This window comes from Gordonia sp. JH63, assembly GCF_009856645.1.
In the GTDB taxonomy this organism is placed as follows: domain Bacteria; phylum Actinomycetota; class Actinomycetes; order Mycobacteriales; family Mycobacteriaceae; genus Gordonia; species Gordonia hongkongensis.
In genome coordinates this window covers 3,190,253-3,209,038 of the sequence record NZ_CP047235.1, presented here as the reverse complement: position 1 = coordinate 3,209,038, position 18,786 = coordinate 3,190,253, and the positions used below count along the sequence as shown (strand labels likewise).

The 18,786-nt window shown below is 69.8% G+C and carries 23 protein-coding genes; 21 read left to right on the top strand and 2 right to left on the bottom strand.

The window, feature by feature from the left end:
* Positions 1 to 13 precede the first annotated feature (13 nt).
* Together GR168_RS14265 and GR168_RS14260 are read left to right on the top strand one after the other, a co-directional pair.
* The gene (locus GR168_RS14265) at positions 14 to 253 is read left to right on the top strand and encodes a hypothetical protein (protein ID WP_055476568.1); all 240 of its coding nucleotides are present in this window, start codon (positions 14 to 16) and stop codon (positions 251 to 253) included.
* The gene (locus GR168_RS14260) at positions 250 to 846 is read left to right on the top strand and encodes a DUF2567 domain-containing protein (RefSeq protein ID WP_159371017.1); all 597 of its coding nucleotides are present in this window, start codon (positions 250 to 252) and stop codon (positions 844 to 846) included. Before GR168_RS14265 ends, GR168_RS14260 begins: the two co-directional genes overlap by 4 nt.
* Here the strand turns inward: GR168_RS14260 and GR168_RS14255 are convergent.
* Together GR168_RS14255 and map are read right to left on the bottom strand one after the other, a co-directional pair.
* On the bottom strand, positions 809 to 1,537 hold the full coding sequence (locus GR168_RS14255) for an NUDIX domain-containing protein (protein ID WP_159371016.1): 729 nt from the start codon (positions 1,535 to 1,537) through the stop codon (positions 809 to 811). The two genes, GR168_RS14260 and GR168_RS14255, sit on opposite strands and share 38 nt — an antisense overlap.
* A gap of 336 nt (positions 1,538 to 1,873) precedes the next feature.
* A complete protein-coding gene (map, locus tag GR168_RS14250) occupies positions 1,874 to 2,647 on the bottom strand; it encodes a type I methionyl aminopeptidase (RefSeq protein WP_065632333.1) in 774 nt (257 codons plus the stop codon).
* A 101-nt stretch (positions 2,648 to 2,748) separates the two neighbouring features.
* Here map and GR168_RS14245 point away from each other — a divergent pair, with 101 nt between their 5' ends.
* The 19 genes from GR168_RS14245 to trpA all read left to right on the top strand — a co-directional run bounded on the left by GR168_RS14245 (position 2,749) and on the right by trpA (position 18,725).
* Entirely contained in the window at positions 2,749 to 3,009 is a 261-nt protein-coding gene (locus tag GR168_RS14245) for a helix-turn-helix transcriptional regulator (protein ID WP_159371015.1), read from the top strand.
* Positions 3,006 to 3,512 carry a DUF1990 domain-containing protein gene (locus tag GR168_RS14240; protein WP_159371014.1) on the top strand — a complete coding sequence of 169 codons (507 nt, stop codon included), beginning with the start codon at positions 3,006 to 3,008 and terminating at the stop codon, positions 3,510 to 3,512. Before GR168_RS14245 ends, GR168_RS14240 begins: the two co-directional genes overlap by 4 nt.
* Positions 3,513 to 3,707: 195 nt before the next feature.
* The gene (gene nadA, locus GR168_RS14235) at positions 3,708 to 4,781 is read left to right on the top strand and encodes a quinolinate synthase NadA (RefSeq protein ID WP_055476574.1); all 1,074 of its coding nucleotides are present in this window, start codon (positions 3,708 to 3,710) and stop codon (positions 4,779 to 4,781) included.
* Positions 4,778 to 5,707 carry a carboxylating nicotinate-nucleotide diphosphorylase gene (gene nadC, locus GR168_RS14230; protein ID WP_055476575.1) on the top strand — a complete coding sequence of 310 codons (930 nt, stop codon included), beginning with the start codon at positions 4,778 to 4,780 and terminating at the stop codon, positions 5,705 to 5,707. The genes nadA and nadC overlap by 4 nt, the downstream gene beginning before the upstream one ends.
* 201 nt (positions 5,708 to 5,908) lie before the next feature.
* On the top strand, positions 5,909 to 7,252 hold the full coding sequence (hisD, locus tag GR168_RS14225) for a histidinol dehydrogenase (protein ID WP_159371013.1): 1,344 nt from the start codon (positions 5,909 to 5,911) through the stop codon (positions 7,250 to 7,252).
* Positions 7,249 to 8,394, top strand: coding sequence for a histidinol-phosphate transaminase (locus GR168_RS14220; protein WP_159371012.1), 1,146 nt, complete (start codon positions 7,249 to 7,251; stop codon positions 8,392 to 8,394). Before hisD ends, GR168_RS14220 begins: the two co-directional genes overlap by 4 nt.
* Positions 8,391 to 9,029: an imidazoleglycerol-phosphate dehydratase HisB gene (gene hisB / locus GR168_RS14215; protein ID WP_159371011.1), complete on the top strand. Its 639-nt coding sequence runs from the start codon at positions 8,391 to 8,393 to the stop codon at positions 9,027 to 9,029. The genes GR168_RS14220 and hisB overlap by 4 nt, the downstream gene beginning before the upstream one ends.
* Positions 9,026 to 9,667, top strand: coding sequence for an imidazole glycerol phosphate synthase subunit HisH (gene hisH / locus GR168_RS14210; protein WP_159371010.1), 642 nt, complete (start codon positions 9,026 to 9,028; stop codon positions 9,665 to 9,667). The genes hisB and hisH overlap by 4 nt, the downstream gene beginning before the upstream one ends.
* Positions 9,664 to 9,999, top strand: coding sequence for a hypothetical protein (locus GR168_RS14205; RefSeq protein WP_065632342.1), 336 nt, complete (start codon positions 9,664 to 9,666; stop codon positions 9,997 to 9,999). Before hisH ends, GR168_RS14205 begins: the two co-directional genes overlap by 4 nt.
* An 80-nt stretch (positions 10,000 to 10,079) precedes the next feature.
* Positions 10,080 to 10,823 carry a bifunctional 1-(5-phosphoribosyl)-5-((5-phosphoribosylamino)methylideneamino)imidazole-4-carboxamide isomerase/phosphoribosylanthranilate isomerase PriA gene (priA, locus tag GR168_RS14200; RefSeq protein ID WP_058251759.1) on the top strand — a complete coding sequence of 248 codons (744 nt, stop codon included), beginning with the start codon at positions 10,080 to 10,082 and terminating at the stop codon, positions 10,821 to 10,823.
* The gene (locus GR168_RS14195; RefSeq protein WP_068970344.1) at positions 10,823 to 11,689 is read left to right on the top strand and encodes an inositol monophosphatase family protein; all 867 of its coding nucleotides are present in this window, start codon (positions 10,823 to 10,825) and stop codon (positions 11,687 to 11,689) included. The genes priA and GR168_RS14195 overlap by 1 nt, the downstream gene beginning before the upstream one ends.
* Positions 11,686 to 12,459: an imidazole glycerol phosphate synthase subunit HisF gene (gene hisF, locus GR168_RS14190; RefSeq protein ID WP_159371009.1), complete on the top strand. Its 774-nt coding sequence runs from the start codon at positions 11,686 to 11,688 to the stop codon at positions 12,457 to 12,459. Before GR168_RS14195 ends, hisF begins: the two co-directional genes overlap by 4 nt.
* A gap of 40 nt (positions 12,460 to 12,499) precedes the next feature.
* Entirely contained in the window at positions 12,500 to 12,901 is a 402-nt protein-coding gene (gene hisI / locus GR168_RS14185) for a phosphoribosyl-AMP cyclohydrolase (RefSeq protein WP_058251762.1), read from the top strand.
* A gap of 75 nt (positions 12,902 to 12,976) precedes the next feature.
* Positions 12,977 to 13,156, top strand: coding sequence for a tautomerase family protein (locus GR168_RS14180; protein WP_004021167.1), 180 nt, complete (start codon positions 12,977 to 12,979; stop codon positions 13,154 to 13,156).
* Positions 13,153 to 14,727: an anthranilate synthase component I gene (locus tag GR168_RS14175; protein WP_137808506.1), complete on the top strand. Its 1,575-nt coding sequence runs from the start codon at positions 13,153 to 13,155 to the stop codon at positions 14,725 to 14,727. Before GR168_RS14180 ends, GR168_RS14175 begins: the two co-directional genes overlap by 4 nt.
* On the top strand, positions 14,724 to 15,527 hold the full coding sequence (locus tag GR168_RS14170; protein ID WP_068970346.1) for a TIGR02234 family membrane protein: 804 nt from the start codon (positions 14,724 to 14,726) through the stop codon (positions 15,525 to 15,527). Before GR168_RS14175 ends, GR168_RS14170 begins: the two co-directional genes overlap by 4 nt.
* Before the next feature lie 164 nt (positions 15,528 to 15,691).
* On the top strand, positions 15,692 to 16,510 hold the full coding sequence (gene trpC / locus GR168_RS14165) for an indole-3-glycerol phosphate synthase TrpC (RefSeq protein WP_159371008.1): 819 nt from the start codon (positions 15,692 to 15,694) through the stop codon (positions 16,508 to 16,510).
* 62 nt (positions 16,511 to 16,572) lie between these two features.
* Complete coding sequence (gene trpB / locus GR168_RS14160; RefSeq protein WP_065632348.1) at positions 16,573 to 17,919, top strand: tryptophan synthase subunit beta; 1,347 nt, start codon at positions 16,573 to 16,575, stop codon at positions 17,917 to 17,919.
* Positions 17,916 to 18,725 (top strand): tryptophan synthase subunit alpha, encoded by an 810-nt coding sequence (gene trpA, locus GR168_RS14155; RefSeq protein WP_159371007.1) that lies wholly within the window; start codon positions 17,916 to 17,918, stop codon positions 18,723 to 18,725. The genes trpB and trpA overlap by 4 nt, the downstream gene beginning before the upstream one ends.
* Positions 18,726 to 18,786: the final 61 nt, after the last annotated feature.

The window sequence follows — 18,786 nt, the reverse complement described above, 5'->3', positions numbered from 1 at the left end:
GTAGCGTGTTCTCATGATCGACACCGTCCCGGGTCCTCTCGCCGAGCCGTGCCGGTTCGGTGTGTTCACCGGACTCGAACTGGAACTGCAGGCTCCCGACGCCGTGCCGCCGGCTGCCCGGTTGGGTCTCGAACCCCCTCGCTTCTGTGGCCAGTGCGGGCGCCGGATGGTGGTCCAGGTGCGGCCCGACGGATGGGATGCCCGCTGCTCGAGGCACGGGACGGTCGACTCGTCGGAGCTGGGTCGCCGGTGAAACCGCCGGTCCGCACGGTCTCGCGACTGGCCGCGGTCACCGTCGGCGTGGCCCTCATCGGCGTCGTCGCCGGGGCGGTCTGGGCGCTCCTCACCCCGCCGACCACCGGCGTCGTGTTCGAGGGTCTCCGTCGCGAGGACATCCCCGCCGACTTCGCCGGCGTGGGCGCCTTCGCCCTGACGATGTTCGCCTACGGCGCGGTCACGGCCATCGTCGTGTGGTTTGCGGCCCGGACGTGGCGCGGGGTCGCCGGATTCGTGTGGCCCGCCCTCGCGACGGTGGCAGGTTCGGCGCTTGCGGCGTCGGTCGGGATGTGGGTCGCGGGCCTGCGGTTCGACGACGATCCGACCGCACTGCCGGTCGACGCCGTCTACCGGGTCGCGCCGGATCTGTGGCTCGACGGCGCGACGCGGTCCGGCTCGAGCGAGCCGTGGACGCTGCTCATCTGTGCCCCGTTCGCGTTCGCCGTGGTGTACCTCGTCTGCGTGTTATCCTCGCGGACAGCCGATCTGGGCGTCGGAGATCTCGAGTCCGACGAGCCGCCGGCGGACGTGTTCACATCGGTGGGCGCAGCGTCGCGAACTCATCCGTGACGCGTAGCTCCTTCTCCGCGAAGGCGTAGAGCGCCGGCGGGCGACCCCCGTTACGGCCGGTCTTGCCGACGGTCCCGGTGGCGACCACCACCGCGCGCCGGCTCAGGATGCGGAGCAGGTTGGTCGTGTCCACGGGATAACCCAGTGCGGCGCAGTAGATCTCCGACAATGCCGACATCGGGAACCGGGCGGGGGCCAGCGCGAACGCGATGTTGGTGTAGGAGAGTTTGGCCGCAAGTCGATGCCGGGCGGCCTCGACGATCCCGGCGTGATCGAAGGCCAGGGGCGGTAATCCGTCGACGGCGAACCAGCCCGCGGCGTCGGGGGGTGTCGCGTCGGCGTCGGAGGGCACGAGGCCCATGTAGGTCGACGCGATGGTGCGGACCGTGGGCACCCGGTGCGGGTCGGAGAAGACCGACAGTTGTTCCAGGTGCGCGATCTCACGGACGTCGAGCGCGTCCGCGACGAGCCGGCGTGCGCTCGCCGACAACGTCTCCTCGGCGCCGACCCCGCCGCCGGGAAGTGTCCACACGCCGTCGGCGGACCGCGACAGCAGGACACACAGCGACGGGTCGTCGGTGTCCGGCGTGTTCCGGGTCTGGGGTACGCGGATCTGGAAGACGACGCTCAGGACTTCCACCCGGAGGGTCGCACCGTCGGCGATGGGTGGCTCGGACCCGGCGGATGGCATGCGCCCGATTGTAGGGTGCGCCCTGCTGGTGACCCCCGCTGGTTGAGTTGGAGCCCCCGGCTGGCGCCCCTGCTGGTTGAGTCGACGCCTCCCTGCTAATTGAGCCAGTGCCCCACCTGCTAATTGAGCCGGTGCCCCCGCTGGTTGTGCTGGTGACCCCCGGCTGGTTGTGCTGGTGACCCCCGGCTGGTTGTGCTGGTGACCCCCGGCTGGTTGTGCTGGTGACCCCCGGCTGGTTGTGCTGGTGACCCCCGCTGGTTGAGCCGGCGCCCCCTGCTGGTTGAGCCGGCTCCGAGCGAAGCGAGGCGCCGTGTCGAAGCCACCTGGTGACCTCGACTACCCGCCCCCGTGCGAGGTGAGGACCAGCGCCTCGCCATCGGTGACGGCGATCGTGTGTTCGCTGTGCGCGCCGCGGGAGCCGTCGAACGACCGGATGGTCCACCCGTCGGCGTCGAACTTGATGCGCTCGGAACCGAGCGTGAACCACGGTTCGAGCGCGAGGGTCAGGCCGGGGCGTAGTTTCATGCCGCGTCCGGCCCGGCCCACGTTGGCGACGTGGGGATCCTCGTGCATGGTGCGGCCCAGTCCGTGTCCGCCGAACTCGGTGTTGACCCGATACCCGTGTGCGGCGGCGACCGCTCCGATCGCGGCCGAGATGTCGCCGAGCCGACCGCCCGGACGAGCGGCGTCGATGGCTGCGCCCAGTGCTTCTTCCGTGGCCGCGACGAGTCGCTGATCGTCGGGCCGTGGGGTGCCGACGATGACGCTGCGCGCGGAGTCGGCCACCCAGCCGTCGATGGCGACGGCGATGTCCATCGAGAGCAGGTCTCCGTCGGCGAGGACGTAATCGTGCGGGAGTCCGTGCAGGACAGCGTCGTTCACCGACAGGCAGATCACATTGCGGAACGGGCCGCGGCCGAAGGACGGCGAGTAGTCCCAGTAGCAGGACTGTGCACCGCGGTCGTTGACGAGCTTCCGCGCGCGTTCCTCGAGCTCGAGGAGGTTGACCCCGACGTCGGCGCGTCCGGCGAGGTCGTCGAGGAGATCTGCGATGAACGCCCCGGTCACTCCCATGGCGGCCACCTCGGCAGGCGACTTCAGTTCGACCATTCCCGTCCTCTCGTGGTCATTGCGTTCTTTCGGATCGCTGGTCGGTATACAAATACCACCGCGTCTCGGTATTTGTATACCGGACCCGCTAGGATCGCCACATGGTGCGTAACCCCCTGACCCCGGAACAGATCGCGGCCGGCCGCCGGCTCGGCGCCCGTCTCCGCGAGTTGCGCGGCGATCGTCCGCTGGGCGATGTGGCGTCGGTCGCGGGTATCTCGCCGGAGACCCTGCGCAAGATCGAGACCGGACGCATGCCGACGCCCGCTTTCGCCACGATCGCGGCGCTTGCTCGCGCGCTGGGTACCTCACTCGACGATCTGGCGCTCGTGCTCGACGCCGAGGTGGCACGAGTCGGGTGACCGCGAACCGATCGGATCTCACCTATCCCGAGGTCGGCGCGACGGCCGGGACGCTCCCGCCCGGTTACCACCATCTGCGCCGGTCACGGGTCATCGGCTCGGGATCTGCCTGCTTCGCCACGGCCGGCCGGCGAATCATGAACTGGGACATGCATCGTCATGCCGGCTTCGGTGTCGACGAATCGACCCCCGCGGCCACTGTCGGCACCGACGTCGACCTGCGCGCCGGTCTCGGCCCCCTCGCGATCACCGCACGGTGCCGGGTCGTCGAGGTGATCGACGCCCCGCGCGAGCGCGGCTTCGCGTACGGCACGCTACCCGGCCATCCCGAGATCGGCGAAGAGCGCTTCTGGGTGGAATGGCTCGACGACGGCACCGTGATCGGGCATGTCGTCGCGTTCTCGCGTCCGGGGCGTTGGTTCACGCGTCTGGGCGGGCCGATCGGGCGGGTTGCGCAGTCGCGATTCACCGAGCGCTACCTCGACGCTCTGATGTGTGGCTGAACTCGTCGTCCGCCTGGATCGCGGGCCGAGAACGCCGGCGACGAGGTCATGGGAATGCCGTGAGTGTGGCGAATGTTACGATGCATAGCGTTTTCGACCATGAGTCGAAAACCTGCCTCGGACACACGGCCCGTGATCTGGGGAACCAGCGTCCCGGGGACGGAACTCGTCGCCGGGTAGCCAGAGGAGTGGCACATGAGCATCACCAGTGATCGCCTCACGTCGATGACCGCGCCCGCAGTCGAGGACTCGGCGCTCGTCGATGCGACGTGGTACGACGCGCCGGGCGGTTACACCGGCGTGGAGCCGACGCAGGAGTGGGCGGACGAGGTCCGCCGCCTCGCCAAGGCGCGCAACGCGACGCTGCTCGCGCACAACTACCAGCTCCCAGCCATCCAGGATGTTGCCGACCATGTCGGCGACTCTCTTGCCCTCTCGCGGATCGCCGCCGAGGTCGACTCCGACGAGATCATCTTCTGCGGCGTCCACTTCATGGCCGAGACCGCCAAGATCCTGAGCCCCGAGAAGCGGGTCCTGATCCCCGACGAGCGCGCCGGATGCTCGCTCGCCGACTCGATCACCGCGGACGAACTCCGGGCCTGGAAGGCCGAGTTCCCCGATGCGCTGGTGGTGTCCTACGTGAACACCACCGCCGAGGTGAAGGGCCTCACCGACATCTGCTGCACGTCGTCGAACGCGGTCGACGTGGTCGCGTCGATCGATCCCGACCGCGACGTCCTGTTCCTGCCGGACCAGTTCCTCGGCGCGCACGTCAAGCGCGAGACCGGCCGCGACAACATCCACATCTGGGCGGGCGAATGCCACGTGCACGCCGGCATCAACGGTGACGAGTTGACCGCGCAGGCGAACTCGCACCCGGACGCCGACCTGTTCATCCACCCCGAATGCGGTTGCGCGACCTCGGCGCTGTATCTGGCCGGCGAGGGTTTCGTTCCCGAGGAGAAGGTGAAGATCCTGTCGACGGGCGGCATGCTCGACGCCGCGCGCGAGACCGGCGCGAAGCAGGTGCTCGTCGCCACCGAGGTCGGGATGCTGCACCAGTTGCGCAAGGCCGCACCGGGCGTCGACTTCCAGGCGGTCAACGACCGGGCATCGTGCCCCTACATGAAGATGATCACCCCGGCGGCCATGCTCCGGTGCCTGCGGGAGGGTCGCGACGAGGTGTTCGTCGACGCCGACGTCGCCGAGAAGGCGCGCAAGAGCGTCGAGCGCATGATCGCGATCGGCAACCCCGGATCGGGCGAGTGAGCAGCTCCACCCCCTCGACGACGGCCCCGGCCGGCGGCTTCGTCGGCCAGGCCGCGGGCGGTGAACTCGGCGCCGCGGTCACCGACGAGGTCCGCGCGTTGATCCGCACCGCGCTCGACGAGGATCTGCGATACGGCCCCGACGTCACGAGCACGTCCACGGTCCCCGCCGACGCGGTCGTCGACGCGGCGATCATCAGCCGCGCGCATGGTGTGATCGCCGGCGTGCCGGTGGTCGAGGCGGTCTTCGACGAGGTGATCGGGGCGGGCGAGTACACGATCACGTCGCGCGTCGACGACGGAACCCGCGTCGAACCCGGCACCGTCGTACTCGCCGTCCACGCTCCGACGCGAGCGCTGCTGACCGCGGAACGCACGGCGCTCAACCTGATCTCGCACCTGTCGGGGATCGCCACGACCACCGCGGCCTGGGTGGCGGCGGTGGAGGGTACGGACGCCCGAATCCGCGACTCGCGCAAGACACTTCCGGGTCTTCGGCATCTGCAGAAGTACGCGGTTCGTGCCGGCGGGGGAGTCAATCACCGGATGGGGCTCGGCGACGCCGCCCTCGTCAAGGACAACCACGTCGTCGCCGCGGGTTCGGTCGCCGCGGCACTGGAGGCGGTCCGGGCGGCGGCGCCGGGCCTACCGGTCGAGGTCGAGGTCGACTCGCTGGCCCAGCTCGACGAGGTCCTCGGACTCGAACCGCAGTTGGTCCTGCTGGACAACTTCGAGCCGTGGGAGACCCAGATGGCCGTCCAGCGCCGCAACACCCGGTCGCCGGGCACCAAGCTGGAGAGCTCGGGAGGCCTGTCGCTCGACGTCGCGGCCGACTATGCCCGCACCGGCGTCGACTACCTGGCCGTGGGCGCGCTGACTCACTCTGTCACCGTCCTGGACCTCGGTCTGGACATCCCGGCCCCCTAGGTCGCTCGGCTACCCGGTGGCGCTGCGGACGTCGGCGTCGAACAACTCGGTTCTGGCCACCGGCCGCGTGAAGGACGGGGCAGATTCGTCCGCATACCGGATCGAAATGCCCCGACGTTCTCGGTGACAACCCGCACCAGAAACCCGCTGGCACCCGACACGTATCCTTGTTGGGTAAATCAGCAGCCACCAGGAGAGATCATGCTCGCCCGAATTGACCTGCGCGGTAGCACGCCGACACTCGCCGAGTTGCGTCGTGCGCTGCCCCGCGGGGGTACCGATGTCAATGCCGTCCTCGACACGGTGACACCGGTCGTGCATTCGGTGGCGGAGAACGGGAGCAGCTCTGCGCTCGACTATGGCGAGAAGTTCGACGGTGTCCGTCCCGCGTCGGTGCGGGTGCCCGCCCAGGTCATCGCCGATGCTCTGGCCGGGCTCGACCCGCAGGTTGCCGAGGCGCTGCGCGAGTCGATCATCCGCGCGCGCAAGGTGCACGCCGATCAGCGCCGGGAGACCACCCGCACCCAGGTCGTCGACGGCGGCGTCGTCAGCGAGAAGTGGATTCCGGTGCGCCGCGTCGGCCTGTACGTCCCGGGCGGAAACGCCGTCTATCCGTCGTCGGTCATCATGAACGTCGTCCCTGCCCAGGAGGCCGGCGTCGGCTCGCTGGTCGTCGCCTCGCCTCCGCAGAAGGACTTCGGCGGGTGGCCGCACCCGACCATCCTCGCCGCCTGCGCGCTCCTCGGCGTCGACGAGGTGTGGGCGGTCGGCGGTGCTCAGGGCGTGGCCCTGCTCGCCTACGGTGGCGCCGACACGGAATCAGCGGACGAGCCGAATGCCGTTCTCGACCCCGTCGACCTCATCACCGGCCCGGGCAACATCTACGTCACCGCGGCCAAGCGTCTGTGCCGCAGCGTGGTCGGCATCGACTCCGAGGCCGGACCCACCGAGATCGCGATCCTCGCCGACGACTCGGCGGACGCGGGCATCCTCGCCTCCGACCTCATCAGCCAGGCCGAGCACGACGTCCTCGCGGCGTCGGTGCTCGTGACCGACAGCGCCGAACTCGCCGACGCCGTCGACGAGGCTCTCGAGCAGCAGGTCGCGGCCACCAAGCACCGCGAACGCGTGACCACCGCGCTGTCGGGGGAGCAGTCGGGCGTCGTCCTCGTCGACGATCTCGACGCGGGGCTCGCCGTCGTCGACGCCTATGCGGCTGAACACCTCGAGATCCAGACCCGGGATGCGGCCGCGGTCGCCGACCGGGTGCACAACGCGGGCGCGATCTTCGTCGGGCCCTATGCGCCGGTCAGCCTCGGTGACTACTGTGCGGGCTCCAATCACGTTCTGCCGACGTCGGGTTCGGCGCGCTTCGCCTCCGGGTTGTCGGTGCAGACCTTCCTCAAGGGCGTCCACGTCATCGACTACGACGAGGCCGCGCTGCGCGAGGTCGCCGACAAGGTGGTGACCCTCGCCGATGCCGAGGACCTGCCCGGTCACGGTGATGCGGTGAAGCAGCGCTTCGTCGGGAGCGCGGGCCGGTGACGGCCGCCGATCCGGTGACGGCAACCCCGGGCAGCTCGATCACCGTCGACGACCTGCCGCTACGTGAGAACCTCCGTGGCAAGAGTGCTTATGGCGCACCGCAACTCAGGGTCCCGGTGATCCTCAACACCAACGAGAACCCGCACGCGCCGTCGCCGGCCCTGATCGACGATGTCGCCGCGTCGGTGCGCGAGGCCGCCGCTGAGTTGCACCGCTATCCCGATCGCGATGCCGTCGCCCTCCGTGCCGACCTCGCCGCCTACCTGACCCGGGCCACCGGTGTGCAGCTCGGCGTCGAGAACCTGTGGGCGGCAAACGGTTCCAACGAGGTTCTGCAGCAACTGCTGCAGGCCTTCGGCGGTCCCGGCCGCAGTGCGCTCGGGTTCGTGCCGTCGTATTCGATGCATCCGATCATCTCCGACGGCACCGACACCACCTGGCTGGTCGCGGCGCGGGCGGGCGACTTCTCACTCGACACCGACTACGCGGTCGCCGAAGTCGCGAACCGCGAACCGGACGTCGTCTTAATGACCTCGCCCAACAACCCGACCGGCGGTTCGATCCTGCTCGCGGACCTGCGTCGCATCGTCGAGGCGGCTCCGGGCATCGTGATCGTCGACGAGGCCTACGCCGAGTTCTCGGCGGCACCGAGCGCCGTCGAGCTCATCGACGAGTTCCCGGCCAAGGTCGTCGTCAGCCGCACGATGAGCAAGGCCTTCGCCTTCGCCGGCGGCCGGCTCGGCTACCTCGCCGCAGCGCCCGCCGTCGTCGACGCGATCCAGCTGGTGCGGCTCCCGTACCACCTGTCCGTGCTGACCCAGGCCGCCGCGCGAGCCGCATTGCGCCACAGCGACGACACCCTCGCCGGCGTCGCCGCGATCCGGTCCGAACGCGAGCGCGTGGTCGCGGCGCTGACCGCCTTCGGGTACCGCGTCATCGACTCCGACGCCAACTTCGTGCTGTTCGGACGGTTCCGGGATGCTGCGGCGTCGTGGCAGCGTTACCTCGACCAGGGCGTCCTCATCCGGGACGTCGGCATCGCCGGTCACCTCCGGGTGACCATCGGTCTCGCGCATGAGAACGACGCCTTCCTCGACGTCAGCCGCACGCTCGCCACCACAGATTTGGAGAACCCTCAGTGAGCACCCCCTCTGCGACCAACCCCGCGCCCCGTGTCGCGAAGGTCGAACGGAGCACCAGGGAGTCGTCGATCTCCGTCGAATTGAATCTCGACGGCACCGGCTTGACGAACATCTCGACCGGCATCGCGTTCTTCGATCACATGCTCACCGCCTTCGGTCAGCACGGCAGCTTCGATCTCACCGTCGAGGCCAAGGGCGACATCGAGGTCGAGGGTCACCACACCATCGAGGACACCGCGATCGTGCTCGGCCAGGCTCTCGGCCAGGCGCTCGGCGACAAGAAGGGCATCCGTCGCTTCGGCGATTCCTGGATCCCGATGGACGAGACCCTCGCCCAGGCCGTCGTCGACGTGTCGGGCCGCCCGTACTGCGTCCACACCGGCGAGCCCGAGCACATGCTGACCGCCGTGATCGGTGGCTACCCGGGTGTCCCGTACTCGACCGTCATCAACCGGCACGTGTTCGAGTCGATCGCGCTCAACGCTCGCATCGCGCTGCACGTGCGGGTCCTCTACGGCCGCGACCAGCACCACATCACCGAGGCGGAGTTCAAGGCCGTGGCCCGCGCGTTGCGCGCGGCGACCGAATACGACGCCCGCGTGACCGGTGTGCCGTCGACGAAGGGCGCGCTGTGAGCGCCGCCGACGTCACGATCCTCGACTACGGCTCGGGCAACCTGCGGTCCGCGCAGCGCGCGCTCGAGCGGACCGGGGCACAGGTGACGGTCACCTCCGACTTCGACACGGCCCTGAACGCCACCGGCCTCGTCGTGCCCGGCGTCGGTGCGTTCGCCGCCTGCATGGAGGGTCTGCGCGCGGTCAAGGGCGACCGGATCGTCGGGCGACGATTGGCCGGCGGCCGCCCGGTGCTGGGCATCTGCGTCGGCATGCAGATCCTGTTCGAGCGCGGCGTCGAGTTCGGCGTCGAGGCGGAGGGCTGCGGGGAGTGGCCGGGCAGCGTGACCCAGTTGCCCGCACCCGTCCTGCCGCACATGGGCTGGAACACGGTCGACGCAGCCGAGGGCACCGTGCTCTTCGACGGGCTCGACGCCGACACCCGCTTCTACTTCGTGCACTCCTACGCCGCGCAGACCTGGGAGATGGACAACGCGGGTTCGCCGCTGACCGCGCCCAAGCTGACCTGGGCCGAACATGGTGGACCGTTCCTCGCCGCGGTGGAGAACGGGCCGCTGTCGGCGACCCAGTTCCATCCCGAGAAGTCCGGCGACGCCGGTGCGCACCTGCTGGAGAACTGGGTTCGGGGACTCTCGTGACCGACGGCACGCCGCGCCCGGACGACGCCGGGTACGGCGACGGACCCGTCGGGCGACCGTCCGGGTCCGAACAGGCGAGTGCCTCCTCGACGTCCTCCGGTTTCTCGATCGCCAAGCTCGCCTTCTACGCTCTCGGTGCGGGAGTGCTGGTCCTGATCGTGTCCGTCCCGATCATCGCGCTGTGTGCGCACTGGTCGCCGATCGCCGGACTGGTCGCCGCGCTGGTGGCGGTGGCGGCGATGATCGCCGCGATCGGTACCGTTGCCAACCGCATGGTCGACCGCGCCCGGACAGACCTGATCGCGGCGCGCGACGGTCACCACCCCGCCTGACCCCACCCCGATCACGTCCACCGCCGACTCGCTCGATCAAGAACCGCGCTCGATCCAGAACAGACAGGACAGATTCACCCATGGGTAGCACCCTCGAACTCCTTCCCGCCGTCGACGTCGCCGACGGGCAGGCGGTCCGCCTGGTCCAGGGCGCGGCCGGCACCGAGACGTCGTATGGTTCGCCGCGCGACGCGGCGCTGGCGTGGCAGCGGGACGGTGCGGAGTGGATCCATCTCGTCGACCTCGACGCCGCGTTCGGCCGTGGCGACAATCGCGAACTGCTGGCCGGCGTGGTCGGTGAACTCGACGTGAAGGTCGAACTGTCCGGCGGCATCCGCGACGACGATTCGTTGGCCGCCGCCCTCGCCACCGGGTGCACGCGCGTGAACCTCGGTACCGCCGCCCTGGAGAACCCGGAGTGGTGTGCCCGCGCGATCGCCGAGCACGGGGACCGCATCGCGGTCGGTCTGGACGTGATCCGCGACGGCAGTTCCTACCGGTTGCGCGGGCGGGGCTGGGTCACCGACGGAGGCGATCTCTGGGAGGTCCTCGAGCGCTTGAATCGCGACGGATGCGCCCGCTATGTGGTCACCGACGTCTCCAAGGACGGCACGCTGCAGGGTCCGAACCTCGATCTCCTCGCCGAGGTCGCAGCGGCCACCGACGCCCCCCTCGTGGCCTCGGGCGGCGTCTCGGCCATCGACGATCTGGTCGCGATCGCCGGCCTCACCGGCCAGGGTGTGGAGGGCGCCATCGTCGGCAAGGCGCTCTATGCGGGCCGATTCACGCTGCCGGAGGCGTTGACCGCGGTCGCCGGGGTCTGATGAGCGCGGCGGACTCCACCCTCGACCTGCCCCGGCTGCTCGACACCGCCGGGTCGATCCTCGACGCCGCCGTCGATCGCTTCGTCGACGGTCAGGGTGCGCCGAGCGCGATCAACAAGGGCGGCACCGACTTCGCCACGCAGGTGGACCTCGACCTCGAGCGCCACATCGGGGCCGAGCTCGCCGACCGGACCCAGATCCCGGTCCACGGCGAGGAATTCGGCGGCGCCGACGTCGTCGACGGTCCGGTGTGGGTGCTCGACCCGATCGACGGCACCTTCAACTACTCCGCGGGGATGCCGCTCACCGGGATCCTCCTCGGTCTGGTGGTCGACGGCGAGGCCACGCTCGGGATGACGTGGCTGCCGCTCGTGGGACGCCGGTACGCCGCACACGCCGACGGTCCGCTGCTGCTGAACGGCGTAGCCGTCCCGCCGGCCCCCGACATGGAACTCGCCGAGGCAGCCATCGCCTTCGGTCCGTTCGATGCCCGCGGCGGTGGCCGCTACCCGGGCGCGCGCCGGGCCGACCTCCTGCGCGAACTCAGCACGCGTGCCGCCCGGATCCGGATGACCGGGTCGACGGGTGTGGACATGGCGTTCACCGCGGCCGGCGTGTTCGGCGGGGCGATCGCCTTCGGCCGGCACCCCTGGGACAACGCGGCAGGAGCGGCGCTGGTCCGGGCCGCCGGCGGTGTGGCGACCGACATCGCCGGCCGTCCGTGGACCGTGGCGTCGCCGTCGCTGGTCGCCGGTACCCCGACCGTGCACGCCGGTCTGATGCGTGTCATCGGCGAGACGATCCCGGAATGGACGGCAGACGTCATCACCCCAGAATCCACCACCCCGAAGGAGACCCGACGATGACGCTGGCGACCCGGGTCATCCCGTGCCTCGACGTCGACGACGGCCGCGTGGTCAAGGGCGTCAACTTCGCCAACCTGCGCGACGCCGGCGACCCGGTCGAGCTGGCCGAGCGCTACGACCGCGAAGGCGCGGACGAACTGACCTTCCTCGACGTGACCGCGTCGAGCTCGGGGCGCTCGACGATGATCGACGTGGTGAAGCGCACCGCCGATCAGGTGTTCATCCCGCTCACCGTCGGCGGGGGCATCCGGACCGTCGGCGACGTCGACACCATGCTGCGCGCCGGGGCCGACAAGGTCAGCGTCAACACCGCGGCCATCGCCCGGCCGGAGGTGCTCGCCGAGATGAGCCGGCGCTTCGGTTCGCAGTGCATCGTGCTGTCCGTCGACGCGCGGACCGTTCCCGAAGGTGCGGAGCCCACGCCGTCGGGCTGGGAGGTCACCACCCACGGCGGCCGTAAGGGCACCGGGATCGACGCGGTCGAGTGGGCGGTCCGCGGCCAGGACCTCGGTGTCGGCGAGATCCTGCTCAACTCGATGGACGCCGACGGCACCAAACAGGGCTTCGACCTGCGCATGCTGACGGCCGTACGCGCCGCGGTGTCGGTGCCGGTCATCGCCAGCGGCGGCGCCGGCCGCATCGACGATTTCGCGCCGGCGGTGCAGGCGGGCGCCGACGCCGTTCTCGCGGCCTCGGTCTTCCACTTCGGCGAACTCACCGTGGCCCAGGTGAAGACGGCCATGCGCGACGCCGGGATCACCGTCCGATGACACGCCGCGTCCCCTCCCGCACCGACCCGGAAGGTCGCTGATGGCACTCGATCCCGATCTCGCCGCACGCCTCAAACGCAACGCCGACGGCCTGTTCACCGCGGTGGCGCAGGAACGCAGCACCGGGACGGTGCTGATGGTCGCCTGGATGGACGACGTCGCGCTCGAGCGCACGCTCGCCACCCGGAAGGGGACCTACTACTCGCGGTCACGCCAGGAGTACTGGGTGAAGGGGGAGACGAGCGGGCACACGCAGTATGTGCACGACGCCCGCATCGACTGCGACGGCGACACCGTGCTGCTGATCGTCGACCAGGTGGGCGCGGCCTGCCACACCGGCAACCACAGCTGTTTCGACACCGAGTCGCTGACGTTCGGGATCGACGCGGCGCCGGGTTCCGGGGCCGAATCCGGGTCGGGCTCGACGGACCCAGCAGAATAGACCCCCGAGACACGAGTCCCGGGTGCGAACTCCGGGACACGCCACAGCTCGAGACCTTCGAAAGGCGGTGCGTCCATGCCCCTCATCCAGATCTCGCAGACGCCGGGACTGTCGGATCGCGTCAAGCGCGAGACGATTGCCGCGGTCACCGAGGCCTATGCCAAGGCAACCGGCAAGAACCCCGACTCGGTCTGGGTGACGATCACGGAGGTTCCGCGTAATCAGTGGGGCGTCGGCGGCGAGCCGCTCGGATGACCGCCACCACCGGCGGGGCCGCCGACACCACGACTCTCGCCGAGTTCCTCGACCTCGCGCGTGATCACCGCGTCGTACCGGTGACGCGTAAGGTCCTCGCCGACTCCGAGACGCCGCTGTCGGCCTATCGCAAACTCGCGGGCGACCGTCCGGGGACCTTCCTGCTGGAGTCCGCCGAGAACGGGCGGTCCTGGTCCCGATGGTCGTTCATCGGCGCGGGCGCACCGTCGGCCCTGACCGTCGTCGACGGACAGGCGCACTGGTGGGGGTCGGTGCCCGTCGGCGCACCCGAGGGCGGCGACGCGCTCGAGGTCCTCGCGGAGTCATTGCGCCTCCTGCAGACCGACCCGCTCCCCGGGATGCCGCCGCTGACCGGCGGATTCGTCGGCTTCATGGCCTACGACATGGTCCGCCGGCTCGAGCGTCTGCCCGAGACCACGGTCGACGATCTGGGCCTCCCGGACATGATGATGGTGCTGGCCACCGACCTCGCCGCGGTCGACCATCATGAGGGCACGATCACGCTCATCGCCAACGCGGTCAACTGGGACGGCTCCGACGAGCGGGTCGAGGACGCCTATGCCGACGCACTCGACCGGCTGGACCGGATGACCGAAGCGCTCGCCGCACCCGCGCCGTCGACGGTGTCGACCTTCGACCGCCCGCGGCCGGAGTTCGCCGCGCAGCGATCGCTCGCGGAGTACAGCGAGATCGTCACCGATCTCGTCGGCGAGATCGAGGCCGGCGAGGCCTTCCAGGTCGTGCCGTCGATGCGCTTCGAGATGGACTCCGACGCCGACCCGCTCGACGTCTATCGCGTGCTGCGCGCGTCCAATCCGAGTCCGTACATGTATCTGCTGCGGATGCCCGGCACCGAGGAGCACAGCGACACCGGCTCGCCCGACGCAATCGCGCGCAAGCCGTTCACCATCGTCGGCAGCAGCCCCGAGGCACTGGTCACCGTGGCCGACGGGGTGGCGACCACGCACCCGATCGCCGGCACCCGCTGGCGCGGCGCGACCGAGGAGGAAGACCAACTGCTCGGCAAGGGCCTGATCGAGGACGAGAAGGAGAACGCCGAGCACCTGATGCTGGTGGACCTCGGGCGCAACGACCTCGGACGTGTCTGCGTACCCGGCACGGTCAAGGTCAGCGACTATCGGCACATCGAGCGCTACAGCCACGTCATGCATCTCGTCTCGACCGTGTCGGGGACCCTCCGCGACGACAAGCATGCCCTCGACGCCGTGACGGCGTGCTTCCCGGCCGGAACCCTGACCGGCGCACCGAAGGTGCGGGCGATGGAACTCATCGACGAACACGAGATGACCCGCCGCGGGCTCTACGGCGGGATCGTCGGCTATCTCGACTTCGCCGGCAACGCGGACACCGCCATCGCCATCCGCACCGCGCTGCTCGCGCGCGGTAAGGCGTTCGTCCAGGCCGGCGGTGGTGTGGTGGCCGACAGCGAGCCCGAGTACGAGTACAACGAGGCGCGTAACAAGGCCACCGCGGTGCTCAACGCGGTCGCGGCCGCCTCGACGATGCGACGGGTGGGTGAGAACTCATGACCTCTGACGAATCTGGAGCCGCGGCAGGTCCTGACGTAGAGGCCATCCGCCGCAAGTCCGTCCGGCGCCGACAGGTCGTCGCGGCACTGCTGATGGCGGCGGCCGCAGCGGCCTTCTGGGGTGCGAGCCGGCTGACCTGGGCCACCGTCTCCGCCGAGGACGGGTTGTCCCCGCAGCGCGCGTTCGAGGTCAACGGCGGGGACTGGAGTCCCTGGCTCACGCCGCTCGCGCTGGTCTACTTGGCGGGCATACTCGCGGCGCTGTCAGTGCGTGGCTGGGCCCTCCGAGTCGTCGCGATCCTGGTCGCCGTCGGCGGGCTCCTGGCCGCTTTCCCGGCGATCTCGCTGATCACCGGGGGCACCGACTCTGCGTACGCCGCCGAGGCGGGCAGCATCCCCGATCGCTACATCGTGCTCTTCGTCGACACCAACCCCCTCGCCGCGGTGGTCGTGCTCGCCGGCACCGTGTGTGCGGTGGGTGCAGCGGTCATGCTGCTGCGCGTCGCGAAGGGGGCCACCCGATCGTCGAAATACACCACTCCGGCCGCTCGCCGCGAGGAGATCGAGACCGAGATCTTCGCCGACTACGAGCGTCGCAAGGCCGCGGAGCAGAACGAGGCCGCGGTCGCGGAGCCAGGCGCGGCCCGATCCGATTCGGCGAAGCCCGGAACGAGCGGTCGGGCGGACGACCCCGACCCGGCAGCGGAGCCGACGCCGCCCGGGGCGAACGAGCGGATGATGTGGGACGCGCTCGACACCGGCATCGACCCGACCGACCCGAACGACCCCGACCGTCGCTGAACCGCAAACCGATGACGGGTCGGGGACGGCGACGCCCGGTCGCAGACTCCGACGATGGACGCATCAGCGCGATGAGGTCACGGATCGGCCAACCCGGACGCAACCGGCCCGAACGGCCCGTCTACCCTGAGAACACATGTCGAGGGAGAAGGGAGCAAGTCGCTGTGAGCGTGCCCAACGTTCTCGAATCGATCATCGAGGGAGTGAAAGCCGACGTCGCGGCACGTGAGGCCATCGTCGACTTCGCCTCGGTCAAAGCGGCCTCCGCCAAGGCTCCCGCCCCCAAGGATGCGCTGGCCGCCCTGCGTCAGCCCGGAATCGGTGTCATCGCCGAGGTCAAGCGCGCCAGTCCGTCGAAAGGCGAACTCGCCAGCATCGGGGACCCCGCCGAACTCGCCCGCGCATACGAAGACGGCGGCGCGCGCATCATCAGCGTGCTCACCGAGGAACGCCGGTTCCGCGGCTCGCTCGCCGACCTCGACGCCGTCCGCGCCGCGGTCGACATCCCGGTGTTGCGCAAGGACTTCATCGTCGGCACGTACCAGATCCATGAGGCCCGCGCCCATGGCGCCGACGTCATCCTGTTGATCGTCGCCGCCCTCGAGCAGAACGTGCTCGCCTCACTCCTCGACCGCACCGAGAGCCTGGGCATGACCGCGCTCGTCGAGGTGCACACCGAGGAGGAGGCCAGCCGCGCCCTCGAAGCCGGCGCCTCGGTCGTCGGCGTGAACGCACGCAACCTCAAGACCCTGCAGGTCGAGCGGGACACCTTCTCGCGCATCGCACCCGGTCTGCCCACGGAGACCATCCGGATCGCCGAGTCGGGTGTGCGCGGCACCGCCGATCTGCTGGCCTACGCCGGTGCCGGCGCCGATGCGGTTCTCGTCGGCGAAGGTCTCGTCACGAGTGGCGACCCGCGTGCCGCGGTCCGTGAGCTCGTCACCGCGGGCACACACCCGTCGTGCCCGAAACCTGTTCGCTGACAACGCGTCCGGGCCGGTATCGGTCCGCGTGATGCTGTCGGCCCGATCGTCTGTGAGTTGAAGTGACCGCTCATCCTGATTCCGTCCGCACCGACGCCGTCGAGGCGACTCCGCTGCCCACCGCGAGCGTCGGGCTCACCACTCGTACCTCGATCGAACCCGACGAGCACGGGCACTTCGGTGTCTACGGCGGGCGCCATGTACCCGAGGCCCTGATGGCCGTCATCGACGAGGTGACCACGACCTTCCAGAAGGTCCGCGCCGACGACGATTTCCTCGCCGAACTGGACCGCCTGCAGCGCGACTACGCTGGCCGCCCGTCTCCGCTGTACGAGGCGAAGCGCCTGTCCGAGCACGCCGGCGGGGCGCGGATCTTCCTCAAGCGCGAGGACCTCAACCACACGGGCTCGCACAAGATCAACAACGTTCTCGGACAGGCGCTCCTGGCCCAGCGGATGGGCAAGCACCGCGTCATCGCCGAGACCGGCGCCGGACAGCACGGGGTCGCCACCGCGACCGCGTGCGCGCTCCTCGGTCTCGAGTGCGTGATCTACATGGGCCGGGTCGACACGGATCGCCAGGCGCTCAACGTCGCCCGCATGCGACTCCTCGGTGCGGAGGTGATCGCGGTCGACAACGGTTCGGCGACACTGAAGGACGCGATCAACGAGGCCATGCGCGACTGGGTCACCAACGCGCACAACACCTATTACTGCTTCGGCACGGCTGCCGGGCCGCACCCGTTCCCGGTCATGGTCCGCGATCTGCAGCGCATCGTCGGGCTCGAGGCGCGCGTGCAGATCCTGGAGAAGGCCGGACGCCTGCCCGACGCGGTGACCGCCTGCGTCGGCGGTGGTTCCAACGCGATCGGCATCTTCCACCCGTTCATCGACGACGAGGGCGTCCGGCTCGTCGGCTTCGAGGCCGCCGGCGACGGCGTCGAGACCGGCCGCCACGCAGCGACTTTCACCGGTGGGACACCCGGAGCATTCCAGGGCGCGTACTCCTATCTCCTGCAGGACGACGACGGTCAGACCATCGAATCCCATTCGATCTCGGCGGGCCTGGATTATCCGGGGGTCGGACCCGAGCACGCCTATCTCAAGGACACCGGCCGAGCTGAGTACCGGCCGATCACCGACACCGAAGCCATGGATGCACTCGCGCTGCTCAGTCGCCGCGAGGGCATCATCCCCGCCGTCGAGTCGGCCCATGCGGTCGCCGGCGCCCTGAAACTCGGGCAGGAACTGGGGGAGGGTTCGATCATCGTCGTCAGTCTCTCCGGTCGCGGCGACAAGGACGTGGACACCGCCGCACGCTGGTTCGGGCTGTTCGACGCCCCGCCGTCCCAGGACGAGGCCACCCTGTCGGAATCGTCGGACGTCCAGAAGCCCGGAGAGCAGGCATGAGCACACAGTCGATCCCGTCGAAGCTCGGCCCCGTGTTCGCCCGCTGCCGGGACGAGGGTCGCAGTGCGCTGATCGGTTACCTCCCGGTCGGTTTCCCGACCGTCGACGAGTCGCTGACCTCGTTCCGGACGATGGTCGACGCCGGTTGCGACATCATCGAGGTCGGCGTGCCCTACTCCGACCCGGTGATGGACGGCCCGACCATCCAGGACGCCGCCGACCAGGCACTGACCAACGGTGTGCGTGTCCGTGACGTGTTCACCGCCGTCGAGGCCATCACCTCCGCCGGCGGCAACGCGGTGGTCATGAGCTACTGGAACCCGGTCCTCAAGTGCGGCGTCGAGAATTTCGCGCGTGATCTTTCGGCGGCCGGCGGTGCCGGACTCATCACCCCGAACCTGATCCCCGAAGAGGGTGCGGAGTGGCACGAGGCGGCCGACCGGCACGGGCTCGACCGCATCTACCTCGTCGCTCCGTCATCGACGACCGAGCGGATCGCCCTCACTGTCGATGCGTCCCGGGGTTTCGTCTACGCGGCCTCCACGATGGGTGTCACCGGTGCGCGAGATGCTGTGTCGGACATGGCTCCTGAGCTGTGCGCGCGGGTTCGCGAGTACTCCGACATCCCGATCGGCGTCGGTCTCGGCGTTCGCAACCGCGAGCAGGCGGCCCAGATCGCCTCGTACGCAGATGGAGTCATCGTGGGTTCGGCGCTGGTGACCGCGGCGAACGCGGGCCAGGACCGGTTGGCCTCGCTCGTCTCCGAACTGGCCGAAGGGGTCCGCTCGCGTCGGGCGTCCGTCTGAACCGGACGCTCTCGTGATCGACGCGGCGGGTCCCGGTCGACAGGTCGAACGTCCCATCCGG